The organism is Microcoleus sp. PH2017_09_SFU_O_A (genome assembly GCF_020738625.1).
Classification (GTDB): domain Bacteria; phylum Cyanobacteriota; class Cyanobacteriia; order Cyanobacteriales; family Microcoleaceae; genus Microcoleus.
On the sequence record NZ_JAEQCF010000048.1, the window covers coordinates 23,791 to 37,793 of the forward strand.

General features: G+C 45.7%; 14 protein-coding genes. 6 read left to right on the top strand and 8 right to left on the bottom strand.

Going from position 1 to position 14,003, the window contains the following annotated elements; all coding sequences use genetic code 11:
- Nucleotides 1–348: 348 nt before the first annotated feature.
- Complete coding sequence (locus tag JGK16_RS18470; protein ID WP_293184949.1) at nucleotides 349–1,161, bottom strand: acyl-CoA desaturase; 813 nt, start codon at nucleotides 1,159–1,161, stop codon at nucleotides 349–351.
- An 80-nt stretch (nucleotides 1,162–1,241) separates the two neighbouring features.
- Here JGK16_RS18470 and JGK16_RS18475 point away from each other — a divergent pair, with 80 nt between their 5' ends.
- Complete coding sequence (locus JGK16_RS18475) at nucleotides 1,242–2,474, top strand: methionine gamma-lyase family protein (protein WP_293191730.1); 1,233 nt, start codon at nucleotides 1,242–1,244, stop codon at nucleotides 2,472–2,474.
- Between the two features lie 134 nt (nucleotides 2,475–2,608).
- On the opposite strand, the gene JGK16_RS18480 is transcribed toward JGK16_RS18475, so the two are convergent.
- The 5 genes from JGK16_RS18480 to JGK16_RS18500 all read right to left on the bottom strand — a co-directional run bounded on the left by JGK16_RS18480 (nucleotide 2,609) and on the right by JGK16_RS18500 (nucleotide 7,677).
- Nucleotides 2,609–3,346, bottom strand: coding sequence for a DevA family ABC transporter ATP-binding protein (locus JGK16_RS18480; protein WP_293184946.1), 738 nt, complete (start codon nucleotides 3,344–3,346; stop codon nucleotides 2,609–2,611).
- 178 nt (nucleotides 3,347–3,524) lie between these two features.
- Complete coding sequence (gene devC, locus JGK16_RS18485) at nucleotides 3,525–4,679, bottom strand: ABC transporter permease DevC (protein ID WP_293184944.1); 1,155 nt, start codon at nucleotides 4,677–4,679, stop codon at nucleotides 3,525–3,527.
- Nucleotides 4,680–4,929: 250 nt separating this feature from the next.
- A complete protein-coding gene (locus tag JGK16_RS18490) occupies nucleotides 4,930–5,568 on the bottom strand; it encodes a Vat family streptogramin A O-acetyltransferase (RefSeq protein ID WP_293184942.1) in 639 nt (212 codons plus the stop codon).
- Between the two features lie 14 nt (nucleotides 5,569–5,582).
- Nucleotides 5,583–7,085 carry an efflux RND transporter periplasmic adaptor subunit gene (locus JGK16_RS18495; RefSeq protein ID WP_293191728.1) on the bottom strand — a complete coding sequence of 501 codons (1,503 nt, stop codon included), beginning with the start codon at nucleotides 7,083–7,085 and terminating at the stop codon, nucleotides 5,583–5,585.
- A gap of 7 nt (nucleotides 7,086–7,092) precedes the next feature.
- Nucleotides 7,093–7,677, bottom strand: a complete 585-nt coding sequence (locus JGK16_RS18500) for a TetR/AcrR family transcriptional regulator (protein WP_293191726.1) — start codon at nucleotides 7,675–7,677, stop codon at nucleotides 7,093–7,095.
- A gap of 325 nt (nucleotides 7,678–8,002) precedes the next feature.
- On the opposite strand from JGK16_RS18500, the gene JGK16_RS18505 reads away from it, so the two are divergent.
- From JGK16_RS18505 to JGK16_RS18520, 4 genes are all read left to right on the top strand, one after another.
- Complete coding sequence (locus JGK16_RS18505; RefSeq protein WP_293184939.1) at nucleotides 8,003–8,464, top strand: GNAT family N-acetyltransferase; 462 nt, start codon at nucleotides 8,003–8,005, stop codon at nucleotides 8,462–8,464.
- Nucleotides 8,465–8,516: 52 nt separating this feature from the next.
- Nucleotides 8,517–8,888 carry a DUF2237 domain-containing protein gene (locus tag JGK16_RS18510; protein WP_293184938.1) on the top strand — a complete coding sequence of 124 codons (372 nt, stop codon included), beginning with the start codon at nucleotides 8,517–8,519 and terminating at the stop codon, nucleotides 8,886–8,888.
- Between the two features lie 4 nt (nucleotides 8,889–8,892).
- Complete coding sequence (locus JGK16_RS18515) at nucleotides 8,893–9,270, top strand: GNAT family N-acetyltransferase (protein WP_293184936.1); 378 nt, start codon at nucleotides 8,893–8,895, stop codon at nucleotides 9,268–9,270.
- A 112-nt stretch (nucleotides 9,271–9,382) separates the two neighbouring features.
- A complete protein-coding gene (locus tag JGK16_RS18520; RefSeq protein ID WP_293184934.1) occupies nucleotides 9,383–9,718 on the top strand; it encodes a XisI protein in 336 nt (111 codons plus the stop codon).
- 161 nt (nucleotides 9,719–9,879) lie between these two features.
- Here the strand turns inward: JGK16_RS18520 and JGK16_RS18525 are convergent, their stop codons facing one another.
- Nucleotides 9,880–11,082 carry a Coenzyme F420 hydrogenase/dehydrogenase, beta subunit C-terminal domain gene (locus tag JGK16_RS18525; RefSeq protein WP_293191724.1) on the bottom strand — a complete coding sequence of 401 codons (1,203 nt, stop codon included), beginning with the start codon at nucleotides 11,080–11,082 and terminating at the stop codon, nucleotides 9,880–9,882.
- A gap of 319 nt (nucleotides 11,083–11,401) precedes the next feature.
- Here JGK16_RS18525 and JGK16_RS18530 point away from each other — a divergent pair, with 319 nt between their 5' ends.
- Nucleotides 11,402–11,962: a hypothetical protein gene (locus JGK16_RS18530; RefSeq protein WP_293191722.1), complete on the top strand. Its 561-nt coding sequence runs from the start codon at nucleotides 11,402–11,404 to the stop codon at nucleotides 11,960–11,962.
- Nucleotides 11,963–12,239: 277 nt separating this feature from the next.
- Here JGK16_RS18530 and JGK16_RS18535 read toward each other — a convergent pair whose 3' ends face one another.
- Nucleotides 12,240–13,712, bottom strand: coding sequence for a DEAD/DEAH box helicase (locus JGK16_RS18535; RefSeq protein ID WP_293184930.1), 1,473 nt, complete (start codon nucleotides 13,710–13,712; stop codon nucleotides 12,240–12,242).
- Between the last annotated feature and the right edge of the window lie 291 nt (nucleotides 13,713–14,003).

The window sequence follows — 14,003 nt, forward strand, 5'->3', positions numbered from 1 at the left end:
TGATGAGATGCTGACCGGGATTCACGCATAATAGTTTGGATTGAGCAGTAAACTTTTTTGGTGCACACTTGCCCAAACGAATCAAAAATGAATGAATTATAGATTTAGGATGAAACTTGAAAAATTTACGGTTTAATTTTGAAAATAAAACTTTTGGCTGCCAAACAAAAATTTTTCTTCCCAAATCTATTATAACTGATTATGGTTTTGGTTGGGTCGATCGCACAAGATGATTCAATCTCAGTTCAACCCAACCTTTAGCGATCGCAAAAACAGGATTAGGCATTGGTCACGAGCCATTAGTCCAGAACTGATGACCGACAACCAATGACTAAATTGCCGATCGCCCTATTTTTCTGCTAACTTCACTTTGGTAGCTAAACCCAGCGATTCCAGCAGTTGAATTGTCATCCAAGTGATGTCGATTTCCCACCATTGGAGACCGTGACGAGCAGAGTATTGGAAGGCGTGGTGGTTGTTGTGCCAACCTTCGCCGTAGGTGAGGACAGCAACCCACCAGCAGTTAGTAGAGCCATCGCCCGACTCATAGGTGCGGTAGCCGAATTTGTGGGTAGCGCTGTTAACCAGCCAAGTGCAGTGGAACACCACCACAATCCGCATAAACACTCCCCAAACCACGAAAGACCAGCCACCTAATAAATAAAGCAACACACCGAAGACAACTTGGATGGGGATAAAATATGCTTGGAGAAACTTGTATACTGGGTCGTCGCCAATGTCTTTTGTAAAGCGGGGGATTTGAACTCTCATCGGCAAATCTGAGATCATCCAACCCATGTGGCTCCACCAGAAGCCTTGATTAGAATCGTGGGGATCTTCTTCGGTGTCGGAATGGATGTGGTGTAACCGGTGCATTCCTACCCAGTCGATCGGGCCGCCTTCACAGGACAGAGTACCGCAAATAACTAGAAAATACTCTAGCCATTTCGGTGTTTGAAAACTACGGTGGGTAACGAGGCGGTGAAATCCGAGAGTAATTCCTAAACCACCTGTTACCCAGTGCAGGAATACTGCTAGGCCGACAGCAGACCAGCTAAAATTACCCGGCAGCAAAGCAAATAGAGCGCCGGTGTGCAGAAAGGCCATAAAGCCTACAACAGGCCAATCAGGAGAAGTTTTTTTGGAAGTTGCAATCGTCATGAAGATATTATGTTTACAAACTAGGGGCCGCATTTACGCGATAATCAGCAGCGCGCACGCAAATGGTGAGCGAGGTATAGATGAATAGCGTTTCACGGCTACAGGAAGCAGAACAGGCACTCTTTCAGATTTTTTCTGGTATTGACGCGACAGTCAAGCAAAATCTTCAACGAGTCTTAAAAGCTTTTCGCAGCCACCGGGTTGGAGTCCACCATTTTGCAGGTGTTACGGGTTACGGCCACGATGATTTAGGGCGGGAGACTTTGGACGGGGTGTTTGCCGAAGTGGTAGGGGCCGAGGCGGCAGCGGTGCGGGTACAGTTTGTTTCGGGTACTCACGCGATCGCCTGTGCTCTGTTTGGCATCCTACGTCCTGGTGACGAAATGTTGGCAGTTGCTGGTTCTCCCTACGATACTTTAGAAGAAGTGATCGGCTTGCGGGGGCAAGGTCAAGGTTCACTTATTGAGTTCGGCATTAGCTACCGTGAGTTGCCTCTAACTCGCGAAGGAACTGTGGATTGGCGGGCACTGAGCTCTGCTATTTCAACAAAAACTCGCCTGGTTTTGATCCAGCGCTCTTGCGGTTATTCTTGGCGATCGAGTCTGTCTATTTCTGAGATTAAAAAAATCGTCGATCTAGTCAAACATCAGAATCGTAACACAATTTGCTTTGTTGATAATTGTTACGGCGAGTTTGTTGATGATTGCGAACCTACTGCTGTGGGTGCAGATCTGATGGCGGGTTCTTTAATCAAAAATCCGGGGGGTACGATCGTCCCTGCGGGTGGTTACGTGGCCGGGAGGGCCGATCTGGTGGAGGCGGCAACTTGTCGCTTGACAGCGCCGGGAATCGGCAGCAGCGGGGGCGCGACTTTTGATTTGAACCGCTTGCTGTTTCAGGGTTTGTTCATGGCCCCGGGGTTTGTGGGCGAGGCGATGAAGGGTAATCATTTGACGGCTTATGTTTTTTATAAGTTGGGTTATCGGGTGAATCCGATTCCTTTGGCGAGGCGCAGGGATGTAATTCAGGCGATCGAATTCGGTTCTGCTGATAAGTTAATTGCTTTCTGTCGGGCGGTGCAGCAAAATTCCCCAGTCGGTTCGTATTTAGACCCGGTACCGGGGCCGATGCCGGGGTACGAAAGTCAGTTGGTGATGGCTGGTGGTACTTTTATTGATGGCAGCACCTCGGAGTTTTCAGCAGACGGGCCTCTGCGGGAACCCTATGTGGCTTTTTGTCAAGGGGGTACTCATTGGACTCATGTGTCGATCGCGCTTGAAGATGCGATCGAGGCCGTGGGCCCGGCCAAGTAGCGAATATCTTACAAAAATAATTAGGACGGGCAAGATGCCCATCCCACAATAAAAGAAAATATTGTGGGATGGGCATCTTGCCCGTCCCAAAATTTGATAAAAAGAACTTTTGTAAGAGATTTGTTGACATCTGATTAAGGTCGATCGGCTAAATTTGTCACTAAACGTCCGTCTTCCATGTAGATAATGCGATCGGCAATATCGAGAATCCGATTGTCGTGCGTCACTAGCAAAATCGTACAACCTTGTTCCTTTGCTAGTGTCTGCATGATCTCCACCACATCTCGCCCGGATTGTTTGTCCAAAGCCGCCGTAGGTTCATCAGCTAAGACTATTTTAGGCCGACTGACTAACGCCCGGGCGATCGCCACCCTTTGTTTTTGTCCTCCCGACAGATTTTCTGGGTAATAATTAGCCCGTTCTCCCAAACCAACAGCTTCCAACATGGATATTGACAAAGCATCCATATTCTGATTTAGCATTTCCTTATGTAATTCCAAAGACATCCGCACATTTTGCTTAGCCGTCAAAAACGTCATCAAGTTATGCGCTTGAAAAATATAACCAATTTGCTTTCTCAACTTAGTTAACTGATTCTTACTAGCGCCGCGTATTTCTTCCCCCAGAATATTGAGACTCCCTTCTTGAGCCGAACGCAGGCCGCCTAACATCGTCAGTAAAGTTGTTTTACCCGAACCAGAAGGCCCCGTCATAATTACGATTTCCCCAGAGTTGATATCGAGATTAATATCAAATAAAGCTTGTTTTTTCAGGGAACCTTTACCGAAGTAATGGTTGAGATTTTTGACAGATATTACAGCTTGATTTGTTATGGTTTCGTCGAAGTTGGCGGGAGAGTTTAGGGTTTGCATGGTGATTTTTTGTGTTTTTTCTATAAGTCACGGGCGAGACGCCCGTGCCACAATTAATGGAGGTATTTTGTTTGGTTCTAAGCTGGTACACATTTAATTTTGGCAATCCTGTTTCTTCCATCTCTTGTGGGGTGGGCTTCTAGCCCGCCCAAAAATTAAATTAAAATGCCACAACAGCTTAGAAAATATCTGCCGGATCGGCCGATCGCAATTTCCGCAAAGCCAGCGCCCCAGAACCAGTACACATCACAATCGTCAAACCCAACACAGTAGTCGCTCGATTTGTTGTCATTGCAATTGGCAGCAATGTAGCAGACTGCGCTAGGGAATACAGTCCGTTAGCCAAAACAATTCCCGGCATAAAACCCAAAATAGCTAATAACAAAGCTTCCTGAACTAAAACTCCGACTAAATAGCGATCGCTATATCCCATAGCTTTTAAAGTCGCGTACTCAGCCAAGTGATCGGAAACATCTGAATACAAAATTTGGTAAACAATAATCAAACCAACAATGAATCCGATAATCGTACCAAATCCAAAAATAAAACCAATCGGAGTAGCATTTCCCCAATAAGCCTTTTCAATTTCCGCAAATTCTGCTAAAGTCAGAACTTTCACATCATCCGGCAAAATAGCTTTCAACATTGATTGAACTTTGAGGATGTCAGCCCCCGGTTGCAACTGAATTAAACCCACATCAATTTCATCTGGTTTGCGTTCTGGAAATAAATTCATGAAAGTAGAATCGCTAGCAATGACATTGCCATCAGCCACGAAAGAAGTACCGAGAGTAAATACTCCTCCTACTTGAATATTTCGTTTGTTAAGTTCAGTTTCGAGGGTAGATTGTGTATTAAAAATATTGGCAATTTCCCCATACTCAGGTCTAGAAGCTTGGTCAAATAACACATTATTGAACTTTTGAAGTTGAGCCAAATTCTGATTGACATCTGGCAAAATAAATGTTGTGTTGCCAGGATCTATGCCAAAAATTAAAATTCCTCGCGTAGTGCGGTTTGTGGGATTTCGCCACTGTCCCATCCCAATATATAAAGAAGTGACAGACTTGACTCCCGCGACTCCTTGTGCTTGATAAAGTCGCTCTCTTTTGAACTGTTTTACCGCAGCAAAAGTTTCAAATTGAGGATTGATTAACACTAAATCTGTCTGTAAACTTTCGTGCGGCTTAACAGCAGAATCGAAGAGTGCATCTTGAAAGCCGAGTTGCACAAAAATCAGAATATCTGCAAAGGCAATTCCGGCGATAGCAACAGCGAGGCGGGTTTTTTCTCTGGTTACTTGCAACCAAGCAAGGGGTGTTTTGCGAAACATAATATTTGGGGAATTGGGAATTGGGAATTGGGAATTGGGAATTGGGAATTGGGATAATCCGGTGGGCAGAAACCGGGTTTTTTACGAAGATATTGCATCGTAGCCTTTAATTTCGGTAAAAACCCGGTTTCTTTGTCGGCGAGTGCGGTAATTGGGCTCATCCGGTGGGCAGAAACCGGGTTTTTTGCGAAGATATTGCATCGCAGCCTTTAATATCGGTAAAAAATCCGGTTTCTTTGTCGGCGATTGCCTAAGTCTGATCGGCATTACTCAGCGCTTGAATATCGGATTGCATAATTAAGTTAATATGGCGCGAAATCTTGTCAACTTCCCAATCCCACCAGCGCATTTGTAATAATTGCGCCACCTCAGCATCGCTGAAACGCTGCTTAATTAAACCAGCGGGATTTCCGCCGACAACGGTGTAAGCGGGAACATCTTTTACTACAACAGATTTAGCAGCAATAATTGCACCGTCGCCGATTTTAACTCCCGGCATAATCACCGATTCGTAACCTATCCAAACATCATTACCAATAATTGTATCGCCTTTAGTTGGTAGTTCGATTAATAGATTCATAGCTGTTTCCCAGCCGTTCCCAAAGACTGGAAATGGATAGGTAGAAATGCCATCGAGTTTGTGATTTGCACCGTTCATGATGAATTTGACGTTGGTGGCGATCGCACAAAATTTACCAATAATTAATTTATCACTCCCGTAATTGTAAAGTACGTTTCTATCGAAATTTTCCGGGTCGATCGGATCGTCGTAGTAAGAGTAATCGCCGACAATAATATTGGGCGATTTAATAAAGTTTTTGATAAAGCAAACCCGGCGCTGGTCTACCATCGGATACGGTCGGTTTGGATCTGGCCCCAATTCTCCCATGTTTCTCAATCTCCCTAATTTTGAATTGCTACTTGTACCTGCAAATTTGTCAATCCCGCAACTTTTTTGCTAGCTTCAGGATTCAGGTGAATTTTCACCTCCACAACTCGGCTGTCCAAGTTTTCTCCTGGCTGGTTGCTAAACACGTTTTGCTTGCTGACTTTTAAGCCGATTTCTTTAACAGTTCCCGGCAATTCTCCTGAAAATGCTTGGCTGGTAACACCTGCTTTTTGCCCAACCTTGATTTTGCTGATGTCGGTTTGGTAAACTTCGGCAACGACTACCATTTGCTGAGTTTCTCCTACGTCTGCAATGCCGTCATCACTAATTTTTTCCCCGGCGCGGGTGTGAATCTTGAGGATTTTTCCGGCGTTGGGAGTGCGGATGTAAGCTTGATTTAATTCGGTTTCGGCGCGCTTGACTTGGGCGATGGCGCTGTTGATTTCGGTTTGGGCTGCTTGGATATCTACCGGGCGCACTTCGCCTATTTTGTCGAGAGTTGCTTGGGCTTCTTTTAGTTCTTCGCTGCCACTATTTTTGATGCGCTTAAGTGTTGCTTCTGCTTCTGCTAACTGCTGGATTGCTGTACTGTTAATTCTGGCAAGATTTGCTTCTGCTTCGTTGAGTTGCTGGATTCCTGTACTGTTAATTCGGGTGAGATTTGCTTCGCCTTCTTTAAGCTGCTGCTTGGCCGTACTGTTGATGCGGCTGAGATTTGCTTCGGCTTCTTTAAGTTCCTGGCGACTTGTTTCTAATGACAGTCGTTTGCTGTCCATGACGGAGTTAGAAATTGCGCCTTCGGTAACAAGTTCTTTGTGCCGCAGGTATTCGGTTTGGGCATTATTTGACTCGGCTTTTAATTTGTTAATTGCTGCTGTTTGTGCTGTTTTTTCTCCTTGCCATTGTGCAGTTATGCGACTAATTGTGGCTGTTTGTACTTTTCTTTCTCCTTGCCATTGTGCGGTTATTCTGCTGATGGTTGCTTGCTGTGCGGTTTTTTCTCCTTTCCATTGCGCTTGAATGCGATCGACTGTTGCTTGTTGTGCCGCCTGGTTTCCTTGCAATTGGGCTTCTAGCTTGCCAATTGTCGCAGATTGTGCTGCAAGTTCTCCCGACTTTGCCCCGGCTTTTACCTTTGCTAAACTGGCTTCAGCAACTTTGACTTTTTCTTTGGCTTCGTCTAAAGCAGATTTTAGCCGATCGCCCGCATCCAAAATTGCGATCGACTGCCCTGCTTTCACGCGATCGCCCTCTTTGACTAAAAGCTTCGCCACGCGATCGCCATCCAACGCCTGCGACACCCCCAAGCGAATCACTTCCCCCAGCGGTTCCAGTCTTCCCAAAGCCGTGATTTTCCTGGGCGGCGGTGTTTCTACGGGTAAAGGTTCAGCATTTTTAGCTAAAGATCCAAACTGAGAAATACCGTAAAAAGTTGTACCGATGCTAATAGCAGCGCCAGCAACTACCAATCCCATTACCAATGGATTTTTAGGCTTGATGAAAAATTGAAAATTCATATTCCTCCTAAATGTGCGATTGTTTTTTTTCTAAATAAGCGAGTAATATATTTTTTAATACATTCGCTTGTTCTGTAAAAGATATCCTTTCGCCTTGATAAAATCTTCTTGCCACCAAACCGTCAATATAACAAATGACAAATTTAGCGAGCGCTGGATCGGAGATACCCAGGTAGCAAATGAGTGCCTCTTCATAACGCTTTCCTGCTAGCTGGAGTGCTTGATTGCTATCAATCTCTTTGCGAGTCTTTTGGTGGCAAAACTCGAAGGTAATTAACAGATTCTTCAGCATATAATCTTCAATTCCGCTGAGATAATTCATCAGTTGTTCAACTTTTTCTCCGAGAGTTGGTGGATTTCCTAACTCAGCCAGTGCTTCTTCTTTTGTATCTTCATAGCTCAAATATACAATTAACTGCTCGAACAAACTTTCTTTACTCGGGAAATAGTGGTAAAGGGTTCCTGTAGAAACTCCAATTCCTGAGGCAATTTCTCGCATTGTGACGGAGGAATAGCCTTTTTCGGCAAAAAGCTCAAAACTTTTGTTCAGTAATTCTTTGCGGTACAATTCGCGGTCAACTATTTTTGGCATGGATCGATCTTCAGATTTTTGATTCTAGATCCTAGGTTATCGGAGATTTAAGGGCGATCGACCAAATATTCCTATATCGAACATCCGATATAGTATAAACGAATACACAAAAAGCTTTTGACGGCTGATATTGGAAAATATAAGTATATCGAACAGTTGTTATAATTAATGTTGCACAGACTACCAGAGCTTGTCAAGGGGTGCAGTAAAATTATCTTTGGAGTCAATTTGTCGCGGCGATTTGAGCCAGAAATCCAAAACACCCCGCCATCAATCTCCACATAAAAGCCCCGAATCGATCGTGGGAATCTGCACCTTAAATCTCATGAAAGTACGAACCTACGAAATCGGCGACACTGAAAAAATTGTCAAACTATTTTACGACACCGTGCACGAAGTAAATATCCGCGATTACACAACAGCCCAAGTAGATGCTTGGGCGCCAGCAGATACCGACATTCAAAAGTGGATGCAAAGTTTAAGCAGTAAATTTACCTTCGTAGCAGCAGAGGGCGATACAATCGCAGGTTTTGGAGAATTAGAAATCAACGGCCATATCGATCGCTTTTACTGTCACAAAGACTTTCAAAGACAAGGAGTTGGGACGCTAATTTTAACACAAATCGAGTTAAAAGCCAAAGAGTTAGGACTTAGAAAGTTATTTACCGAAGCCAGCATTACAGCTCGACTTTTTTTTGAAACCCAGGGATTTATTCTGATTAGAAAACAAGAAGTAGAGCGGAGAGGACAAAAATTTATTAACTTTGCAATGGAAAAAGATATATAAAAAACCACCTTTTGTGTAAAATTAGATCGCAGAGTTGTGTGGAGGAGTTGCGATGGTTACGGAAGCGACAAATGTGCTGGGAACAAAATTAGAAACTTGCTGCACATCGCCCATGACAGGCTATTATCGGGACGGAAAATGCAATACGGGTGGCGGAGATTTAGGGGCTCACACCGTTTGTGCAAAAGTGACAGAAGAGTTTTTGAAGTACACCAAAAGAATGGGAAACGATTTGAGTACCCCGGTTCCCGATTTTAAATTTCCGGGATTGAAGCCAGGGGATTGTTGGTGTTTGTGTGCTTCGCGCTGGAAGGAAGCAATGGATGCTGGATGTGCGCCACTTGTGGTTTTGTCGGCGACTCATGTCTTAACTTTGGAATACGTTTCTTTGAACGAGTTGAAGGAACACGCTGCTGATTTGTAGGAATGTGCTAGCCGATTACTTCGCCACTAACAACGATGGCGATCGCTTCTGGATTACCGATGACGACGGCGGGCCCGTGGGTGTCGCCTACTGCGAGCTCGAACCAATGACCGATCGCACGTGGAACTTGCAATTAATCGCCATCTTACCCGATCGCCAGGGACAAGGACGCGGTGCGACATTGCTGCGCTACATGGAACAAACCTTGATGGCGCGGAGCGGGCGCGTGTTGCTGGTGGAAACGTCGGGACTCCCGGAGTTCGATCGCGTGCGATCGTTCTACCGCAAGTGCGGTTACGACGAAGAAGCGCGGATTCGCGACTTCTACAAAGCAGGCCATGACAAAATAGTTTACTGCAAGGAGCTGACGGCTCAGGCGTAGACTCGTAGGGTGCGTCAGTAGGATTATTTGTTGAATCATCCAGCAGCTTCTAGCTGACGCACCCTACAAGTTTACATATCTATTTAAAATCAACTCAGGAGGCAATAGTCAAATGGATCGACTAGAGCATTACCGTCAGTGCATTCAAAAGCTGCTAATTGAAGACAGCAAGATAGCACCAATTAACGGAGAAATTGAAGTAGAAACAATTTTTGACAAAGAAAAAGATCGCTATCTTGTCATCGATTTAGGATGGGACACACACCGCCGCGTGTATAACTGTGTGTTTCATTTGGATATTAAAAATGGCAAAATCTGGATTCAGCGAAATCAAACAGACAGGCAGATTGCTGACGAATTGGTAGAAATGGGAATACCCAAAGAGGATATTGTGCTAGGACTTCAGCCAACTTACGCGCGCGAATATACAGGCTTTGGAGTTGCATAATTTCAATCGCCCAAGGAGTAGTGCGCGTCAGTTAGCTACCACAAAAAAACTGGTTTGTAGTGAGGACTTTAGTCCGCATCCATCCGAGGACTAAAGTCCTCACTACAAACATTTTTTATTAATAGTAATTAACAGGGCATAATATCATGCACCCTACCAGCTTAAACCTCTGGCAACTTATACTGCCCCACAATTCGCTTAGCATATTCCGGCACATGAGCCTCCAATTTCTCCGGGTGATTCCGCTTCACATACAGATAATTGCGAGTGAAATGAGAATCAATTGAAAAACGGGCATATTCCAAACCCTTCGGCCCAATTCTTTCAATAAAAACCCCCATCAACTTCGCCGCCCACATCGGCAAAGTCACACCTTTCTCGTAAGCCGGAATACTTTGTTGAACAGCCTCTTTTCTGTTTCCCTGAGACATCACCGGCTGAGTGTTTAGCTGATCCATTACCAAGTCTAACATTTCTTGTCCGGTATCATTTCGTACCACAATCCACTGCCAGCCAAAAGGTGCGCCCATGTAGCCCACCACTAAATCTGCTAAGGAATTAACGTAATCAAAACAGCTCAAACAAGAAGGAGCAAACACATCTTTCAATTCTTTTGTATTCAATCCGAAAAATGGCACTTTTTCCGTAGAACCATCTTCGTGTTTGAAGTGAACGTTAAAGTCTTGCATAAACTCGTAAGATACCACCGTTTCAGGAGAACGGCTAGTCGTGTCTAGGAATTTCTGTAAGCCCGCGCGGCTAACATTATCTACACAGGGAGTTCCGAGAACGTAGAGCTTTTCTAAACCGAGTTGTTTCTCGACTGTACGCAATGCTTGAATTTGACAGCCGACGCCAATTACTAACAGCCGTTTCATCCCCGACTTCTCGATTTGTTCCAACACTGAAAGGTTGGGAGATAGAGTTGGCTTGTTGACTTTTGCAGCGAGAATTTCTTCGCGATTTCTCGCAATTATAGGCATCGGTTGAAAGCGGTCTTCTTTGGTATTTTGAACGCAGACAACACCTTCAACAATGCCTTTTTCCAGCATTTCGATCGCAATTGAGCTGACAATTCCCGTCCACTGAGCGCCTTCTATTGGTTCTTTTTTCTTAGCCGCCATCATATTTTGACTGACGCCGAAGTACCAATCGTCGGGATTGTCGAGATTGCGCGATCGCCCGTGAATCTCCTCTTCCAGTTCTGCGATATGCTGAGTTAAGAAAGCGCAAGCTTCCTTGACATAATGGATATAATATGTATCGCACAAACCGCACTCGCTGCAAAGTTCTTTAGCGGGGCGGCGGCTGCCCGGTTTCAGGGCTTTAGATTTCTGGTGTTTAGTGGAATCTATGGCGGTCATCTAAATTGCAAATTTTATGGAGAAAGGGCTTTTGTTAGGATATCACACCCATTCCGGTGATGAAGTATTCGCGCTAATTAAACGTAAAATGGTGTTGGTATTCAGAAACCCCGAATCAAGACGAACACGGGGGTACGCCCCCTGCTGAAACCGGGTTTCTCTATGTTATATTTTTGGGGATGAATATCCTTACTGCTTGAGTCCTCGCAGGCGGACTTTGCCTGTTTAGGAGCGAATTGTATTCGCCCGCAATCATTAGTATTTATCCGGATATAACAGGGTATTGCAGGAATAAACTGCAAAATAAAGGTATAAAAAAATGGTAAGATTGTTTGTGACAACAGCCGTTGCTGGCATCATGCTCAATATCGCAATTTCGAGCTTCGGATTTGCTGCTTTAATTCGCCCTGTTGTGGGTATGAATCAAACTGTTGTGGCTCTAGAAAGTATGTTGAACGCCACACAAAAGCCGGCGGCGATCGACTATTCGCGCTTGGGGATTGGCCCAGTTCGTTTGGGGATGTCTGTAGAAGAGGCTAAACGCAAGTTGGGCAAACCGCAGCGGGATGAAACTAAACCGGGTAGCAAGGCTATGGGTGGCAAGATTCGCACGCTAACCTACTCGAAATTGACGGTAGCAGCCTGGAATGGCAAAGTTTATTTAATTTCTACTACGAATCCCAAGTACGTAACAACGAGTAGTATTAAGGTAGGAGATAAAAGTCAAAAAGTCCTTAAAACTTACGGTTACAGCTCGCAATCCGTGCAGGGTGGAGTGAGTCGGTTGACTTACAGCAACGACCAAAAGGCTTCTAATTTGGTTTTGGAACTGAAGGGCGATCGCGTGCAAAAGATTATTGTCGGCACGCAGCTCAACTAAAATACTACACAACCTTCCAAAAATCAACGTCTAGAAGTTCGATCGTTCGGACGAAGAGTCCTTCTTGCTTCAGAGGATTTTCAGGTTTGCTCAAAACAAGTATTTAGGATCGCGTGCAGTCTAGGTACGTAGTTGCGCTTCAGCGCTCTTTATATCTATGAAAGAGCGCTGAAGCGCAACAACGTACCTATAGATTAATTCCACACATAAAAAAATAAGGTGCGAATTTCGCACCCTACCAGTTAGAAAATAAGGCGCGCAGCGCGCACCCTACTAATTAGCTGTTCTGGGGAACGGGAGCAGGAACGCTCGAACCGACTGAATTAGTCGGCGCGCCAGTCTTAGCCCGCTTCTTGATCAAGATTGGCTTGACGCTGTTTTCTCCACCAATAGGGGGATCTTCTTGTTGAGCGTAATCCGCGCCCATCCAAGCCGGACGGCTTTGATCGAAGGCCATTTGCAAAGCTGCTGCGGCGATCGCATGGGAGTCGTATTCCTCGGACAACTGAGACACCAGAGGCAAGAAAGATGCCATTCGTTCGCCAGCCAAAGCTTCGCGAACTTTACCCTGCATCTTTTCCAACTGACGAGCTTCAATTTGTGCCCGTGTCGGAATGTTTCGTACAGTCAAGCTCGATCGCACGTGGCGTTCAATCAAGCGCAATTTGCGGCGATCCACTGGTTGAATCAGCGTGATCGCAGTTCCTTCGCGGCCGGCCCGGCCCGTGCGTCCGATCCGGTGAACGTAGCTTTCTACGCTATCGGGCAAATCGTAGTTAATAACGTGAGTCAAGTGATCCACATCCAAACCCCGCGCAGCAATATCAGTCGCCACTACCCAGCGGACTTGACATTGGCGGAACCGATGCAGCAAACGTTCCCGCTGTGCCTGATTCAAATTACCGTGATATTCGTCAACGCTGTGGCCTGCTGCTTGCAGTTGGCTAGTAAGTTCCGCCGCCGACTGCCGAGTCCGCACAAAAATCAGCGCCGATTCCGGGTCTTCCATTTCTAGGATTGGCTGCAAAGCTCTTGCCTTAGACCAGCCGCGGGGAACCATATACACGCCTTGGCTGATGCGTTTCGGCGTTGCTTTTGGTTGTTCTACGGTGACGTTGACTGGGTTCCGCAAATGCCGCGCTACCAATTTCCGAATAGAAGCTTCCATCGTCGCCGAGAAAAATGCCGTTTGACGGTCTTTTGGTGCAGCATCCAAGATTCTTTCCACATCTTGGATAAAGCCCATGCTCAGCATTTCGTCAGCTTCATCCAAAACCAGCCACTGTACCTTGTCGAGTTTCAGGCTGCCGCGGCTGAGCATATCCAATATGCGTCCGGGTGTACCGACAACAATGTGAACGCCGCGCTTCAAACGCTGCATTTGGCGATCGATCGATTGACCGCCGTACACGGTCAGAACTTGCAGAGAGCGACCGACTTTTACCGGGCCGTCGCTGCTGATACCGCTCAAATCGCGGATGGCTTCAGTTACCTGCATGGCCAATTCACGAGTCGGTGTGAGCACCAATGCTTGCACCGCAGTTAGATCTAAATCAATCCGCTCCAAGATGGGCAACGAGAATGCTGCCGTTTTGCCCGTTCCAGTTTGAGCTTGACCCACAACGTCGCGGCCTGCTAGCAGGTGCGGAATTGCTTGTACTTGGATGGGAGTAGGTTCTGTAAAGCCGAGTGTTTCCAGATGGAGAACGAGTTCTTCGGAAAGACCCAAACCTTCAAACAATAAATTCATTAATTCTCCTAATAACGAGTCTTAGCCTTCTAAGTTGCCCAACTCGGATGCGGATTTCTGCTCTAGGGCAGGAACTCATTGTGAGTTCTGTATGGTGCTGCGCCTGCGCGCACCTTTTCAAATAGCAATCGAGTATAGGGCAGCTCCGTCGATGGTGACTAATTTACCGATTCGACAGCCGTCTTTGATTTTCTGACATCACCGATACCAACCGCCAGCGGTGGGGTTATCGGCTTCCAACATTCTTTAAACAGTACATTGGACTTCCTTTGAGGTACTTGCAAGCTTTCT

Coding starts and splice junctions, on each gene's coding strand:
- JGK16_RS18500 (WP_293191726.1), bottom strand. CDS start 7,677: ATGCCAAAAATAGTTGACCGCGAATTGTACCGCAAAGAATTACTGAAC.
- JGK16_RS18480 (WP_293184946.1), bottom strand. CDS start 3,346: ATGCAAACCCTAAACTCTCCCGCCAACTTCGACGAAACCATAACAAAT.
- JGK16_RS18530 (WP_293191722.1), top strand. CDS start 11,402: ATGGTAAGATTGTTTGTGACAACAGCCGTTGCTGGCATCATGCTCAAT.
- JGK16_RS18535 (WP_293184930.1), bottom strand. CDS start 13,712: ATGAATTTATTGTTTGAAGGTTTGGGTCTTTCCGAAGAACTCGTTCTC.
- JGK16_RS18525 (WP_293191724.1), bottom strand. CDS start 11,082: ATGACCGCCATAGATTCCACTAAACACCAGAAATCTAAAGCCCTGAAA.
- JGK16_RS18490 (WP_293184942.1), bottom strand. CDS start 5,568: ATGGGAGAATTGGGGCCAGATCCAAACCGACCGTATCCGATGGTAGAC.
- JGK16_RS18475 (WP_293191730.1), top strand. CDS start 1,242: ATGAATAGCGTTTCACGGCTACAGGAAGCAGAACAGGCACTCTTTCAG.
- JGK16_RS18495 (WP_293191728.1), bottom strand. CDS start 7,085: ATGAATTTTCAATTTTTCATCAAGCCTAAAAATCCATTGGTAATGGGA.
- JGK16_RS18510 (WP_293184938.1), top strand. CDS start 8,517: ATGGTTACGGAAGCGACAAATGTGCTGGGAACAAAATTAGAAACTTGC.
- JGK16_RS18505 (WP_293184939.1), top strand. CDS start 8,003: ATGAAAGTACGAACCTACGAAATCGGCGACACTGAAAAAATTGTCAAA.
- JGK16_RS18470 (WP_293184949.1), bottom strand. CDS start 1,161: ATGACGATTGCAACTTCCAAAAAAACTTCTCCTGATTGGCCTGTTGTA.
- devC (WP_293184944.1), bottom strand. CDS start 4,679: ATGTTTCGCAAAACACCCCTTGCTTGGTTGCAAGTAACCAGAGAAAAA.
- JGK16_RS18520 (WP_293184934.1), top strand. CDS start 9,383: ATGGATCGACTAGAGCATTACCGTCAGTGCATTCAAAAGCTGCTAATT.